The sequence below is a fragment of the Loktanella sp. R86503 genome, from assembly GCF_042466455.1.
In the GTDB taxonomy this organism is placed as follows: Bacteria; Pseudomonadota; Alphaproteobacteria; order Rhodobacterales; family Rhodobacteraceae; genus Loktanella.
The window spans coordinates 60,937-75,842 of record NZ_JAXHCI010000004.1 but is presented as its reverse complement, the minus strand read 5'-3'; the positions used below and the strand labels follow the sequence as shown (position 1 = coordinate 75,842).

Genomic DNA, 14,906 nt, shown 5'->3' with positions numbered 1-14,906 from the left:
TCAAAACACGTTTAGCGCGAGATCTATATTTTATCTGTCAAACCAATAACCTACGACTCACATAAAAATTTTGAATAGAGGAGATTATTTCTCAAGCTCCCTCTTTCATGCGTGCAATTCAAGATTGGCACCTTAACACAAAGGACATTTCTGCTGAGACAAGCAATTAGGGGCATTCTACAAAGCTAAACTGCTTTTAATTGCAATAAACAGTACCATAATCCCACATCGAAGCTCACGCCATATAATTGACATATTTGACTCGTCGAAAATAGACAGGCCTTCTTCGGTAGGGCGTTATTGCAGGGGCCCGCGGTCGGCTGATATTGGGTGCGTTCTGTTCGTTTCAGAATGCTGTAAATGCCGCGCAAATTCGACGCCGATCGGCGTGACAAAATTCCGAAGCAAAGGCATCGAGTAACAAACTGGGCCGAGTATAACGAAGGCTTGCGGCGGCGGGGTGATCTAACGGTCTGGATCAGCGAAGACGCACTTGCCCTGTGGTCGGCACCACGCCGTACGACGCGTGACGGACAGCCGCACTACTCTGATCGGGCAATCGAGCTGTGTCTGACGCTGAGCCTAGTCTTCAAGCGGCCGCTGCGTCAAACTCAAGGCTTGATGCGCTCTATTGCTCGGCTTCTGGGAGTTGACATCGCAGTGCCCGATTTTTCTACCCTGTCGCGCCGCGGCATTGGGCTGACATTGCGCCCAAAGCCGAAGTCCAAGTGTGACAAACTAGTGCAACTGATTGTGGACAGTACCGGCCTGAAGATCTTTGGCGAAGGTGACTGGCTTGAGCAAAAGCATAAAGCAAAGCGCAAACGGCGCTCTTGGCGAAAGCTGCACCTTGGCCATGATCTTGTCAGGGGCGAGATCGTCTGCTCTGATCTCACCAAGGACCACATTGGTGATCCGACGGCGCTGCCAGGTCTTTTGGATCAAGTCGACAGTCCGATTGATCGGTTCTTTGCTGATGGGGCATACGACGGAGAACTAACATCTGATTTGCTTGCGGCTCGGTTGGGATCGACGATCGAGGTCACGATCCCACCTCCCAGAAACGCGATCCCGAGCCTCAGCGCGGCTTATAATTCGACGGCACGCGACCGAGCTATTGCGCAGATTAAGGCCCGCGGGAGGATGGCATGGCAGAAGTCATCGGGCTACAATCAGCGGAGCCGCGGCAAAACCAAGATGGGTCGCGGGAAGACCGTCATCGGGCCAAAGCTAAAGGCGCGCACCTTCGAAAATCAGAAAACAGAAGCCAGGATTGGCGTTCGGGTTCTCAATCAGATGACCACACTTAGCCGCCCAAGTTTTGAACGTACCGCCTGAATTCCGTCTCGGGTTGGGCGCGTTCCTACAACTTCATCATCCATGCAACATTATCGTCCAGTGGACTGTCATATGCGCGCCAGCATTCTATCGCTAGCAGTTCAGATTAAATATCCTCGGGAGCAACTCCCGCGTCCGCCAGCTGCTCGGCATCTGGCAAATCGCGCAGGCTCTCCAAGCCAAAATGCACCAAAAACTGCTCTGTCGTCACGAAGGTATATGGGGCGCCGCGCCGCGGGGCCCGCGGACCGGTTGCGATCAGATCCTGCGCATGGAGCCGCCCGATGAGATCGCGGCTAATCTCTTTGCCAAAGATGTCTTTGAGACCGTCCCGGGTAATCGGTTGATAATAGGCGACAGCCGCCAACACCGCGACGTCAAATTCATTCAAATCCAGACCTTGGCTACCCACATCAGCTGCCGCCCGGATAACATCGCTGTAGCCAGTCCGGGTGCGCAGCATCCAGCCGTCCGCGACACGGGCGATTTCAAAAGACCGGTCCGCCAGATCAGCGGCAAGGTCATCAATCAGCAGATCGACGGACACCCCCTGCCCCACCACCCGGACCAAGTTTGCACGCGAGACCGGTGACGCTGTTGCAAACAGCACGGCTTCGATCCGGCGCATCCATTCCCGCCACCGCAGAGCGGTTGGCAAGTCCTCAAGTTCCCGGTCAAAGTCAGATAGATCAGTCACTATTATAGCCCATAGAGCCGAAATGTGTCGCGGCCACTGAGCTCGCGAACCACACTTAATTTAACAAGCCGATCGCAGAGGCGCCGCGCGGCGCGGTCTGACATCCCTACTTCGGGACCGGTTAAGGCAAGCGAGGGCGACACCGCATCCCGGGTCAGAAACAGATCGACGGCAGCCGCAGTGCGCTTCGCGCGCAGTTTTGGTGCGATGGCCCTCAGTTTCGCCGCGCGGTCCCGCAGATCCTGCGACAGCGTCAGTGTCTCCGCGGCCGCTTTGCGCACCGCCGCATACCCCGCTAGCCTCAGATCGGCACCAGCCTTGCGCAGATCCCGCGCGGTAAAGTGCGCCCCGAGCAGCGGCATGATCGTATTAGCCCCCATGGCTCGCGCCAGCACAGCGTCAGCCAGGATCAGCGCAGCGTCTTCAGCCCGCGGGTGTGCAACTGTAACGGCTTCAAACACGGCACAGGCCCGGGCCACCGGCGCGCCCTGCCCGGCGTCGAGCCAGGTCGCGATGTCAGTTGGCGCGATCTCCGGCAAAACTGCATACAGGGTCCCAACCGAGATTGGCTTTGCCACCGCCTGCCGCCAGAGCGCAAACACTGCGCCAGCCGGACCGGTCTGATCGCCGGGCCGCAGCAGGTGCACCTCATCGCGCAGATTGGCCGCCCGCTCGAGGCGTCCGGCGCGGATCACACTGGCCTCCGCGGCCCCAAGCGCGCGGCGTTCCCGGACGAGCGCATGGGGAACGTCAGGCTGTGCCAGCACTAACTGCAGCGCACTCAGCGCCGCGCCCGCCAAAAAGGCTGCATCTTCAGCGGTCTCTGCCCGCGCAGAGACGATCCAGGCCGGCAGGCGGCGCGGGAACAGGGACGGGTTTTCAGGCGAGATGCGGGGCGGTAACATAGAAAGAGCATAACCAGTGGCGGCGCTTATGGCCATTATATTCGCAGTTAACCGCCGCAGCTTATCGGCGACAGCTATGTCCAATAAGTTTGCATTATCGGACACAGCGGCTTATGATCAGCGTCATGTCCCAGAACAGCCAAAAGCCGCCTTCTAAGCCATTTCACAGCCCCTTCCCCAACGCGCGCAGCGAGGGCGAGAGCGATGCGTCCTCAGAGGAGGCAAAGCCTGTGCACCAGATTGCGATGCCGGAAGCCTTAGCCGGGTCCGGGGCCCTCGACCGCCTCGTAGCAACCGCCCGTGACTACGCCCGCCAGGCGACGGCTGACAACACCAACGCCGCTTATGCGAAAGATTGGGCGCACTTTACCAGTTGGTGTCGCAGGCGCGGTGCAAATGCGCTGCCCCCAAGTCCGGAGCTGATTGGGCTCTACATTGCGAGCTGTGCCGCGCCCGAGGCGAAGGCCCCTGCCCGCTCCACACGCGCGTTGTCCGTCAGCACTATTGAGCGCCGTCTGTCCGGCATCGCTTGGCACTATCAGCAGCGCGGCTTTGCCCTTGATCGCAAAGATCGCCACATCGCGACTGTGCTGGCCGGAATCCGGCGCAAGCACGCGCGGCCGCCGGTGCAGAAAGAAGCCGTCCTGGCGGAGGATATCATCGCCATGGTCGCAACGCTGGGGTTCGATCTGCGCGACTTGCGCGATCGGGCGATCCTGCTGATCGGCTATGCGGGTGGTCTGCGGCGCTCGGAGATTGTTAGCTTGGACCACGGCAAAGATGATACCTTGGACAGTGGTGGCTGGATCGAGATCCAAGACGATGGCGCAGTGCTGTTTCTGCGCGGCAAGACCGGCTGGCGCGAGGTCGAGATTGGCCGCGGGTCGTCTGAGCTCACCTGCCCTGTGCATGCGCTCGAGCAATGGCTGCATTTTGCCAAGATTGACTTTGGAGCCCTGTTTCGCCGGACCAGCCAGGACAACAGACGCGTCCTTGATGCGCGCCTGTCTGATAAACACGTGGCACGGTTAATCAAACAAACTGTGCTTGCCGCAGGCATTCGCAGTGATCTGCCCGAGGCCGAGCGGCTTGCCCTATTCTCCGGACATAGCTTGCGGGCCGGGTTGGCGTCGAGCGCTGACGTTGACGAACGTTACATCCAAAAGCAACTTGGGCATGCCTCTGCCGAGATGACGCGCCGGTATCAGCGACGCAGGGATAAGTTCAGGGTGAACCTGACAAAAGCAGCTGGGCTATGATCGCGCGATCATTCGGTCGTTTTCTAAGGTATATGAAATGGTGATCGGCTCCGTCTTCACTCCCCTGATAGGATGCACCCACGTATCAACAGAGGGTCAGCCCTCAACTGCGCCAGTCAGAGATCCTGCAAACTGTGGCATGAGTCGAAATCGTTGACTAGCCGGCCTCGGGCAGCAATCGCGCGGGGCTGCTGTTTTGGGCGAGTATCTGAAGGGCACTGCCGAGTTGTTTAAACTGGATAGGATGAGGTGCCGTGCGAGACAATCATTCGGTCATTTCGTGCGCGTAATCGTGCCACAAATTAAGAGCATTTGACCTGGATTGGCAGTATAATATACCAGAAATTTGGTGGCGGCCGGGTCTGAATATTGTGATAGCTGGGTCGTGGGTATTGAGAAAAACTTTACCCCCTGCCGTATAGATTTAAACCGTCCCATAATTTTCTGCCGTATTCGGGTTTGTCAATGTGCCCCCTCGATCCGATTATTCGGCCCTTTGTGTACCCGGCGACCCACATTCGTTGCGAGATCGCGGATCGACCTGAAATAGCTGCTCAGCTTATTGGTGACGACAAGGAAGGACCGCCGAAATAAGCGGTCATACGCTTCGCCGCCCTCGCATTCCGGTGCCGTTGGACGAGCTTTTCCAAAGCGTCGCCATCTGCGTCAACGGTGCGCCAAGGCCAGTATTTTATGCCTTTATGTGAATCACGACCTCGTCGAGATGCCACTTATCCAGGGCACTTGGCCGATCACGACAAATACAGTCGGCGAAATGCACTTTGTAAATATTGACCCAAAGCCTAATTGTCTCCGGGCGCACAATTACGCCACGCTTGGCAAGCAGATTTTCGACATCTGCCGCGCTGAGCGCGAACCGATGATAAGCCTAAACTGCGTAGGCAATGATCTCAGAGGGGTGGAGGAGGCCGGGCATTGACGCTGGTATTTTCATGCTCCACCTTGTAGTAAAATTGGTCAGGACAAACAATTCGGCAATGCCGCGTTAACACATTTAAACACGGCAGTAAGGTTGGCCACATGGGCGGAGGCATCTTTGAGCATTGCGCAAACTCTTAATGGGTTTTTGTACCATGTTAATTTGATTACATCCAAGACCTGCACCTGACGCGGGTAATCTGAGGTAACCGTCAAGCCAACATTCTTCTTGATGATCGTATGGTTTGAAGTGTGCCGCATTTGTCTCTTGATCTTCGATGGCTAAGCAAACTTAACATCCGGTCGAGTGTATGTGGCAAGAGCATCAGTTCCCTTGCCTCATCATAGCGTCGAGGTAGGCGTTGTTGTTTTTTACACGTCCTGTGCTGGCTCTCAGAATTAGTTCGTCGAGTGCAATAAGGAGTTGCCCTGGACCTCGTTCTGTAAGGTGTTTCATGATTCTGCCTCGTTCTATTCTTAGCAATTTTCCGACATTCGCCAATATTTCGAGAACTGATTGATGATCTCTTGGTTCATGCGGGAAGAAGTCCGATATATTTTTGAGGTCCGTCCAAGCCATAATTGTCGGATCTCGGTGTTTCTGAAAGTCAGATGTGCATTGCACATCCGCTCTATCCTTTTTTATATTCAATCTTGTGGGTTCTACGTGCCGGACATTTTGTCCGTCGCCGCCGGACATTTGGTCGGGCATTGTTTCCTGAACGTCATGGTTTCCGGTCGGAAACTCTCTGATGGTCGCTCCAGCTAACTTTGCCAGCTTCATGATAAGATCTTTTATTTCGTCGGCTTTAAGAGTTGTACGGCGGAGGATGTTTCGTACGTGCTGGAGGAATGAAAGTGTCTCAACATCCTTTGCTTTGCGCAAAGCCTCGACACGAAGCGCCAATGCCTCTGCCTTGAGTGACCGTAGCTCTTCTCGGTCGCCCATAAGCTGTTCTGCGCGTTCGGTAAGTTCTCCATCTCGATCATACATTGGCTGCAGATCGAAGCCAAACGCATCTTTGATCACTCCACCATAGCGAAGAGGGAACCGTTTACGGGTTGCGCTATCCCTGCGCTGGATCAGCCCGGCAACCACAAGGTGTTCGATACACCGTCGAATCGTTCTCTCGTTCAGGCCGTTCGTTCTCTCAGACAATATTGCGTTTGAGGGAAATACGATAGTTATTGGAGCTGTTTGTCCGGCCTTCTTCGGCATGAAGCTGATCAAGGCCTGCAGCGTTACTAGGTCATTTGGTGTCAAACCGAGTTCCTTGCGAAGGGCTCGGATCGGCTCGATGACCCTGTATGGGTTCGTACTGGGTACAGAAGATCGTTCCGCCAAGGCGGGAGTGTGAGAAAATGCCTGTTTCATGATGATGTCGGCTGAAAAAGCTTCTCCGTTCACCGCAAACGGTGTTGAAAACGATTTGGCTTCGGGGTATCAATCAGGTGTCTAAGCTAATCGAGGCCCTTCGGAAGCATCGCTTTCGGGGGGTCTTTCCTTTTCTGGCCTGTCCTCCTTTCTGTTCAAATTTCGCTATCGTCTATGTCAGGACCATCAAGATCCTGATCCCTGCCGGAGACTGGGTTACCTATGGATTCCATCTTCTCTGGGGTAATGATCTGACTTAGACCAGCGGCCTTCGCGTTCGCCAGCGCGAGAAGAGCGGCCTCTGGATTATCAGTGATCCACTTATGAAGTCCATCATCGCCGTTCTTAATCGTGATGACAGCACTTCTCTTGGTGACCTTTACCGTCCCAAGTGTTGTCTGGATCGCCGATAGGGCAGGGTGCTTATGCTGCTTCAAGAGCCCTTCGAAGATCGCAAAGCGTTTGTCGGAGGGCTTCCCTGAAGCTTTGGATTCTATGAGGGCATCATAAAAATCTTGGTTTCCGGACGGAAACCCTTCATCTCGAGAGAAGCCAAGCCTTTCATAAGACTTGGCGGCAGCATACCAACGATCTCGGCCAACCCCAGGTGCCGCCCCAATCTCTTGGATGAGGTCAATCGGAATACAGGATGTGACCTGTTTCATGTGAGCAAGTCCGGTGAGCTTGCCACCGGCTTTCCTGGCTTTCTGATCAATGTTGAGTGCGTCACAGACCAACCCGTCATCTTTGCCGAAATCTATAAGAGAACGTGCAAACAAAGCTTTCTCGATCCAGCTGAGGTCTTTTCGAAAGCTGTTCTCTTGGCCCTGCGCTAGGATCGCTTGATCCTCATTCAAGACTCTGATGAGAGCCTTCGCTGGTTTGCCAATAAGTCGAAGGGCCGCTAGTCGCCTGCGCCCATAGATGATCTTGTATCGCCCCCCTTCGGGGCTTAAAAGTACCGGAATAAGCTGCCCCTGCTTGTCAATGCTTTCAGCCAGTTCGCTAATATTATCTTCGTGATCCAAGACCAGACGATCCTGAAACTCAGAATCGTCAATAAGGTCAGTACTGATTTCCTGAATCGAGGATTGTGCCGCATCTTGGAGGGAACGGGCCATTCCTGAAAGGGCAGGGGCTCGTGACTGGGTTCGAGCCGGAGAAATCGACGAGTTCTGCTGCTTTTCATCATCCTCGGGAATGTCAAATGTAACTTTGCGAGCCATCACTTGCGCCCCCATGCCGTGGTGATAAGATTTTCGATCTCCGCCACGACACCGTTGATAGACTCGATAGCGCGATCGTATGTCTGGCGATGAAAATCCGTTCTGGCTATCTCAAACAGTGTTTGTTGCGTGAGCCCAGAATCTGAAACTGCGGAAGATTTTAGGAAAGGCTGAGTAAGAACATCATCAGTGAACATAGTCCGAAGGAATGCCGCCATCTGGGTTTGGGGGCCGTCATTGGGCTCGAAACGAGTGATTAGAAATCTCATGAAGTCCCAGTCAGGCGATGCGCCCACATCAGCAATTGTTGCCATGAGGCTGGATGTGAGCTGCAAGAATTGGGCCATCGATGCGACGTCAAGCATGCTTGGAATGACAGTGACTACTAGTGATGTCGACGCTACCAAAGCCGATAGTGTGGTGAACCCGAGTTGGGGTGGGCAGTCGATGACAACAATGTCGTAGTCTGTCTCGACTTCATTAATGCACAGGGCAAGCCGCTGATAGAACGGCGGTCTAATATTGTTTTTAAGGGCGTGTGCAGTTTCGGTCTCGAACTCAGAGAGCAGCAAGCCGGCTGCGGCTAGATCGAGGTTGTAGAAATACGTTTTGCGCACAACGTCACTAAATGGAATAGGATCCTCGTACCGGAGGGCATCGTACACCGTTCCAGCCTCAGGGAAATCGATTTCCGGCCGGAAACCAAACATAGTAGTCATTGAGGCTTGTGGGTCGAGATCAATTGCCAGAACTCGATAACCATCGAGGGCCAGCTTTTGGGCTAAATGGATTGCCGTTGTCGTCTTCCCAGCACCACCTTTGAAGTTGGCGATCGAAATGATCTGGATTTGCTCCTTATCCCGACGACGAGGAACTATATGCTGGAACTTGGTGCTTGATCGGGCAATTTCGTGGCGCGCTATATCGATCTGTTCTGCGGTGTAGAACCTGCGGCCGCGGGCGTCTGTCTCAATATCACCGAGATTCAGTTTGTCCTCGAAAAACATTTTTCGCAAAAAATCTTGGCTTACCCCGAGGATCTGGGCAACTTCCATGGATGAGAAGCGTCTGAGAGACTTTCGTTCATCAGGTAAAAACGACTTGCGCATATTTACATCAAGCGATTTGCTTAGACGTGTCGCCATCGTTTGGATCTTTTGATCCATTCTGATCCGCTGCTGGTTCATGCCCGTCCCGCCGCCCGTCTTCAGGGTCTATCTTGATAAGGAACGCAAAACCGCCGGAAACTAATGGTTGGCGTTCTTTCGCGAAAATGTCAGGAAAGCGTTGGACAGGCAAGGTTTTTTTTAAATGGTGGGCCGGTACTATATGAAACCTTTCATTCACAATGGCTTATGCTGCTTTGCGGCCTCGGCGTGTCAAGTTCTTGTGTTGCTGCTATCTGTCGAACGCGAGATGTATCCGATTCACATAGGCTGTTTTGCTTCCAAAGGACGAATCCAAGTCTCTTATACTGTTCCCAGCTTTTTATCTTGATCCAACCGCATTGTCGCCGAAGACGGTGCCAGCGTGTGGGCGCAAGGGCCGTGCGTTCGTGCATCGCCTACAGCCGATGACGATAGCATGAAGTGTGATGTCGGAATATACGTTGTTGATTGTCACTGAGAACTGACCCGGTAGCCCCATAAATTGTCACTGAGAATTTACCCATGTGAACACACTTCCCCGACGGTTTTGGTTGGGGGGATCTGGAATGATCGACATGGGATTTTTGAGTGTCATTCGACGCTGGGCATTGCGTGACAAAATGCCAATCAGGGAGATCGCCCAGCGTACGGGTTTGTCTCGGAACACGATCAAGAAGTATCTGCGTGAAGGTGCGGTGGAACCGCAGTTCAAGACGCCCGAGCGTCCAAGCAAGCTGGATCCCTACGCGGATCGGCTGTCAGCCTGGCTTTTGATCCAGGCGCGGAAGTCACGCAAAGAGCGGCGGACAGTGAAGCAAATGCCTGCTGATCTTGTGAAGCTGGGATATGATGGCTCTTATGAACGCGTGGCAGCTTTCGCCCGGGCATGGCGTGAAGATCGGCATCGAGCGGAACAGACGACGGGGCGCGGCACCTACGTGCCTTTGGTGTTCGCGCCCGGTGAAGCCTTCCAATTCGATTGGAGCGAGGACTGGGCCAACATCGGCGGTGGGCGCGTCAAACTTCAGGTCGCGCATATCAAACCGTCACACAGCCGTGCGTTCCTTGTGCGCGCTTACCCGCCGCAAACTTATGAGATGCTGTTCGACGCTCATTGTCATGCGTTCAGGGTTTTTGGCGGCGTCCCTGGACGTGGCATCTATGACAATGTGAAGACGGCAGTAGACCGCATTGGCAAAGGCAAGCAGCGCGACATCAATGCACGCTTCAAAGCTATGGCCAGTCACTATGTCTTTGAACGGCATTGCCAAGTTATTCAGCCGGCATGATCGGGCTATTTCAACACCATGAAAATTCCAACCAGTATGCTGCGCCTGAAGGACTTTCGGTTCCCTCGGGAAATCATCACATACGCTGTTTGGGCTTACCATCGCTTCGCAATGAGCACGGCCGACGTCGAAGACCTGCTGGCCGAGCGCGGTGTGATTGTCAGCCGGGAAGCGGTCCGGTTGTGGGTCAATCGCTTTGGTCGACATTCGCAAATTGCGTCCGGCGCGATCATCCTCGCCCCAACGACAAATGGCATCTGGATGAGGTCGTTATCTCGATTCGAGGGAAGAAACATTGGCTGTGGCGCGCCATCGACGCGGAAGGGGACGTCCTCGACATTCTCGTGCAAACGCGACGTAACGCTAAAGCTGCAAAGCGGTTTCTTCAAAGGCTGATCACTCAGTTCGGCGAACCGAGGGTCGTGATCACCGCCAAGCTGCGCAGCTATGTCAAGCCGGTCAAAACATTGGCACCGGACGCTGACCACCGCGCCCATAAGGTATTGAACAACGCCATCGAAGGATCACACAGGCCGACCCGCAAGCGAGAGAAGATAATCGGCCGGTTCAAGTCACATCGGCAGGCTCAGAGATTTCTGTCCGCTCACCATCAGATCAACCTGATTTTCCGTCCCCGCCGATTTCAACTTACCGCAAACTCATACCGACACGCCCGAGCTGACGCGTTCCGCCTCTGGGCAGAATACACCATCGAGATGGTGGCGTAATTTGCAGACAAGCAACACCCTACGACACGCGGCCAACAACTTGGCAGTGCCGAAATCCTGTTCATCTGCCAACTCTTCGCTGCCGCCTGATCCACAACGTTCGCGCGGCGCTAACCTCTATTCAGCAAGTTAATGCAACAGTCCCCGTCACATCTAGGTCGTTCAACCCTGCGGGTATTCAGTAATGGAACCGCAGTTGCGCAATCTCTAGGCTTTGGCCATCGCCAGCTCCACTGACCCGGTAGACCATTCGATCTTCCTTAGAAATCCGTCGTGACCACCAGCCGGTCAAATCGCCCTTCAAAGGTTCCGGCTTGCCGGTTCCTTTGAAGGGGGTCCGCTTGCATTGTTTGATCAGCTCGTTGATCCGGTCACGTACCTTGTCGTTGGTGCTGACCCAGTATTGATAGTCTTCCCAGGCCTGATCGGAAAAAACCAGCTTCACTCGGTCAGCTCACGCTCTTCGCCAGTTCCAGCATCGAGTTGCGCGATCGACGCGCGCAAGCGGGATGCGTTTTTCGGTGTGGACAAGAGGTGCAACGTCTCGTTGACGGCGTTCCAAGTGTCTAAGGACACGACCACAACGGACTCGCCCTTCCTGCGCGTCACGACAACTTCCTGCTTGTCGTGGATCGCTCGATCCATGACGCCCTTCAGTTGAGCTCGTGCGTCTGAGTAGGTCATAACATCCATCGCGACTCTCCTTTTTGTCGCAATCTTATATGTACAATATTGCGTACAAGTAAAGAGGGTGCGCCAAACAAAGGGTCACATTGATGCGAAGCTCATGAAGATAGAGCGGACCTTCGCGCAAGGCGCGGCGAATGACGATTCCGAGCCCAAAGTTTGCTTATGCTGCGCGTGGGGCGAATGTCAGCTTCCGTGTAATTCATCGCGCCCAGGTTCATTCGGGTCATTGGAGAACAGCGCGATCTTGTTGCCGTGCGGGTCATGAAGATAGCCGACATAAAAGTGGGGGCCGTATAACGGACGAAAACCAGGCTGCCCATCGTCAGAGCCGCCTGCGGCCAGCGCAGCGCCATGAAGGTCACGAACCTGGCTTTGTGATCGCGCCTGAAACGCGACCATGACACCGTTCCCAGCCGAGGCAGATTGCCCATTGAAGGGGGATTTAACGTAGAAATCTGGCTGAACGGGGGGCTGACCTGGCACTGTAGGCAAGATGTAGCTCAGGTCTCCGTGATACTCTTCGAGCCCATAGCCCAGAGCTGGGAGGAACGCCGAGTAGAAGCGCTCTGCCTTCGCCAGGTTATCCGCGCCAACGGTGACGTAAGCTATCAATTTTAGCAAACGACAGGTTCTCCGGCCCGAGCAGCGGAATTGCATCGACGCCCGACCAGTCGGTATTTGTCAGGAGACGCGCGGCGACATCGGCAACATCTGCCTTTGCCACGTGCGGAAGCTTCAGGTCGCCGGCGGTGGGCTGATAAAAGGTGTGGCTCTCACGTATTACGCCCGCCTGGCGCAAGAGGTTGTCCATCAGGGACGCACAGGCTAGCGCGCGATAGGCGACTCCCGTTTGGGCAATCATGTCGTCCATGTGCAGGCTTGCGGTGACATGGCCCGCGGGTTTCGGCCAACCCCGGCCAAGGTCCGAGATGCCGACCACTTGGCGCACCTGCGAGCCAGCCAGTGCCTCACAGAACGGGCGGCTGAAGTCGACGTAGGCTTCCTGTGCGCTCGCGCTTGCCGGTGCCCCAGGTGGCAGCCAGAAAACGCTTTCGACCTGCGCGATGGCTTGCGCGATGACGGACGTATCGCCATGGGAGCCTTCAACTATATCGACGCGGCCCAACAAATTGCGCGGCATTTTTGCTGGATCGCGACAGGTCCATCTATGCGCTTTCTGCTGCCGCCGTGTTAGGAAAAATATCTTCGCCCGCAGCTTCTAAGTCCTGAAGCCGATTGATAAGGCGCTCCCGAAGATCGCATTCGACCATGAATGACGTATTTGGATCCGCGCAAGACAGACCAAAGGTCACCTCTTGGCCGAATACATCATGGTCTGTCACGACAACCATATGTTCGTCTTCAGTGCCAAGCTCATTTGCGTCCATTTCCTTTATGACATCGAAAAAAATGTCGCGCAGCTTCGACACGTCGGTACGATGTTTGACCCTTATGGCAATCAAACGCTTCATTTTTGCTTCTTTAAGGGTCCAGTTTTCGAACGCCTCGGCGACGAATTCGGTAACGGGGACAATCAGACGCACACCAGTCCAATCGCGCAGTTGAACGTAGGTAAAGTTTATGCGCTCGACATGGCAAATATGATCTTTGTATAGCACTTTGTCACCAATCCGGGCAGACTGATTGATGGCTATCTGCATTGAGGACATGATGTTCGACAGGATCTCTCGGGCTGCAAAGCCCAATATGATTGTCATCGCGCCCGCAGATGCCAAAAGCGAGAACCCGAATGTGCGAAACATATTCGCTTCCGTCAGGACAATTCCGGCACCCACTACGAAAATGATGACGATCAGAATACGCCGGGCCAAGGCAATTTTAGTCGCCATTGCCCGCCGTTCGTCCTGGTTCACACTTTTCAAATCATCGTCATCAAACTGCACAAGGTGATCGATAATCCGGTCGACGACATTCACGACAAGGATAAGAATTGAAAGCACATAGCCAAGCGCCAGCAGTGGCGTAATAACCGCAGAGATTACGCCGGAAAAAACAAAGATTGAGCGAAAGGTCGCAATGATTGACGTTGTGACGAAGATGACAGCCGGCATGCGGGTTGAACGCACAATCCGTGTCATGAAGTCGCGATCCGCCTGATAGGCAACACGCGAAAGCCCTTTGTAGGTCAAAACACCGCCAAGCGCCGAAAGTAGCAGCATAACGGGCAGTCCGATCACCTCCCACCACATCAGGTTCCAGAACGCATCTTGGCGGGCCCATGACGGCAGAGACTGCTCCATTTCTGACGGACCAAGATGGTCATGCAGTTTTGCGATATTGCTGACGGTTCTTGCCGAAAAGACCCAGACCGGTTCGGCGTCACCTGCTTTTATACGGTCAAGCCGCATAGGGTAGGGACGGTCATCAATGGTCAAAACCCAAAGTAGGATAGAACGCCGCGTTTGTCCGGCGACCGCGCTGTTGGTGGTTGCATTTGCATCCATGCCGTCCGGCCGATCGATAAGATCAGCCCAATTGATGACCACATTCCGGTCTATCACTTCGAAAAGCGCGGCAGCAAGCGCGGGGCCGTCTTCGCGTTGTCTTTCCTTGGGGATATTTGACAGATCCAGCAGGTGGGCTGCCTGATCAAAATCCCGAACCTCAGCCAGATCAATCAAGGCTTCCATCGTACCGCGCGGAGAGCTGCGATCAACTGAATCAGATACGTCGCTTAGACCGACATTCATCGCATCTTCTTCAAACACGGCGTCCTGAGCGAAAGAGCTGCCCGGGACGCCGATAGAGACAGTAAGAGCGAATATCAGAAAAAGGCTTGCGATGCGGAACATGCGCACCCAACAGGCCCCGGGTCTAATAGTTCCCATATATATTTTGAGAAATTCATCCCGCATTTGCAGCAATAGCGATGGAATGGACAGCTGCGATAATGCGATAAGGCTAGTAAGGTCCCGTCTTGGCATACCCAGATGGGCACATCGGAATTACATTGAACCAGCATCATGTTGGCAGCCCTGCGCTGACCACGGACCGAAGCATGAACCCGGGTGATCTCCGACGAAGGCGGCAGTGATAAAAGTACGGCTCAGAAAGAACCCGTATCAAACCGCAAACAGGCGGCCGGACGCGCATGTCAAAAAGCCCTTGACTGAAAGGTCCCCGTTACCGAAGTCCTGAGCCTAGTCGATTTTTTGCCCTCGACTTGATTGCCATTCACAGTGAATTCCGACGTATCCTGAAGCACCAGCTCGCGCACGGATGGTTGGAAAGCGTGCATCTTGCACAAAAAATGAACACGTAGCAAAACTGCGAACAAATCAGCGTTAGTTG

At 54.4% G+C, this 14,906-nt stretch carries 12 protein-coding genes and 3 pseudogenes; 4 read left to right on the top strand and 11 right to left on the bottom strand.

Annotated features, from left to right (window positions below; genetic code table 11):
- Positions 1–360: 360 nt before the first annotated feature.
- Positions 361–1,338 carry an IS5 family transposase gene (locus SJY10_RS16460; protein ID WP_386684932.1) on the top strand — a complete coding sequence of 326 codons (978 nt, stop codon included), beginning with the start codon at positions 361–363 and terminating at the stop codon, positions 1,336–1,338.
- Positions 1,339–1,444: 106 nt separating this feature from the next.
- On the opposite strand, the gene SJY10_RS16455 is transcribed toward SJY10_RS16460, so the two are convergent.
- Entirely contained in the window at positions 1,445–1,966 is a 522-nt protein-coding gene (locus SJY10_RS16455; RefSeq protein ID WP_386684942.1) for an SMC-Scp complex subunit ScpB, read from the bottom strand.
- A 71-nt stretch (positions 1,967–2,037) separates the two neighbouring features.
- Positions 2,038–2,940: a DUF1403 family protein gene (locus SJY10_RS16450; protein WP_386684930.1), complete on the bottom strand. Its 903-nt coding sequence runs from the start codon at positions 2,938–2,940 to the stop codon at positions 2,038–2,040.
- Between the two features lie 113 nt (positions 2,941–3,053).
- Here SJY10_RS16450 and SJY10_RS16445 point away from each other — a divergent pair, with 113 nt between their 5' ends.
- Entirely contained in the window at positions 3,054–4,199 is a 1,146-nt protein-coding gene (locus SJY10_RS16445) for a tyrosine-type recombinase/integrase (protein ID WP_386684928.1), read from the top strand.
- 265 nt (positions 4,200–4,464) lie between these two features.
- Here the strand turns inward: SJY10_RS16445 and SJY10_RS16440 are convergent.
- The 4 genes and pseudogenes from SJY10_RS16440 to repA form a co-directional block, all read right to left on the bottom strand.
- A pseudogene (locus tag SJY10_RS16440) lies at positions 4,465–5,154 on the bottom strand (IS6 family transposase).
- Between the two features lie 309 nt (positions 5,155–5,463).
- Positions 5,464–6,513, bottom strand: coding sequence for a helix-turn-helix domain-containing protein (locus SJY10_RS16435; protein ID WP_386684926.1), 1,050 nt, complete (start codon positions 6,511–6,513; stop codon positions 5,464–5,466).
- Between the two features lie 155 nt (positions 6,514–6,668).
- Positions 6,669–7,739, bottom strand: coding sequence for a ParB/RepB/Spo0J family partition protein (locus tag SJY10_RS16430; protein WP_386684924.1), 1,071 nt, complete (start codon positions 7,737–7,739; stop codon positions 6,669–6,671).
- Entirely contained in the window at positions 7,739–8,926 is a 1,188-nt protein-coding gene (repA, locus tag SJY10_RS16425; protein WP_386684922.1) for a plasmid partitioning protein RepA, read from the bottom strand. Before repA ends, SJY10_RS16430 begins: the two co-directional genes overlap by 1 nt.
- 536 nt (positions 8,927–9,462) lie before the next feature.
- On the opposite strand from repA, the pseudogene istA reads away from it, so the two are divergent.
- Both istA and SJY10_RS16415 read left to right on the top strand, forming a co-directional pair.
- Positions 9,463–10,146 (top strand): annotated as a pseudogene (gene istA, locus SJY10_RS16420) (IS21 family transposase); the annotation flags it as partial.
- Between the two features lie 48 nt (positions 10,147–10,194).
- Positions 10,195–10,904, top strand: a pseudogene (locus SJY10_RS16415) (IS6 family transposase).
- 178 nt (positions 10,905–11,082) lie between these two features.
- On the opposite strand, the gene SJY10_RS16410 reads toward SJY10_RS16415, so the two are convergent.
- From SJY10_RS16410 to SJY10_RS16390, 5 genes are all read right to left on the bottom strand, one after another.
- Complete coding sequence (locus tag SJY10_RS16410; protein WP_386684920.1) at positions 11,083–11,349, bottom strand: Txe/YoeB family addiction module toxin; 267 nt, start codon at positions 11,347–11,349, stop codon at positions 11,083–11,085.
- Complete coding sequence (locus SJY10_RS16405) at positions 11,346–11,597, bottom strand: type II toxin-antitoxin system Phd/YefM family antitoxin (protein ID WP_386684918.1); 252 nt, start codon at positions 11,595–11,597, stop codon at positions 11,346–11,348. The genes SJY10_RS16410 and SJY10_RS16405 overlap by 4 nt, the downstream gene beginning before the upstream one ends.
- Before the next feature lie 180 nt (positions 11,598–11,777).
- The gene (locus tag SJY10_RS16400) at positions 11,778–12,206 is read right to left on the bottom strand and encodes a VOC family protein (protein WP_386684941.1); all 429 of its coding nucleotides are present in this window, start codon (positions 12,204–12,206) and stop codon (positions 11,778–11,780) included.
- Complete coding sequence (locus SJY10_RS16395; protein WP_386684940.1) at positions 12,175–12,798, bottom strand: NAD(P)H-binding protein; 624 nt, start codon at positions 12,796–12,798, stop codon at positions 12,175–12,177. The genes SJY10_RS16400 and SJY10_RS16395 overlap by 32 nt, the downstream gene beginning before the upstream one ends.
- Positions 12,761–14,407 carry a mechanosensitive ion channel family protein gene (locus SJY10_RS16390; protein ID WP_386684916.1) on the bottom strand — a complete coding sequence of 549 codons (1,647 nt, stop codon included), beginning with the start codon at positions 14,405–14,407 and terminating at the stop codon, positions 12,761–12,763. Before SJY10_RS16390 ends, SJY10_RS16395 begins: the two co-directional genes overlap by 38 nt.
- Positions 14,408–14,906 lie beyond the last annotated feature (499 nt).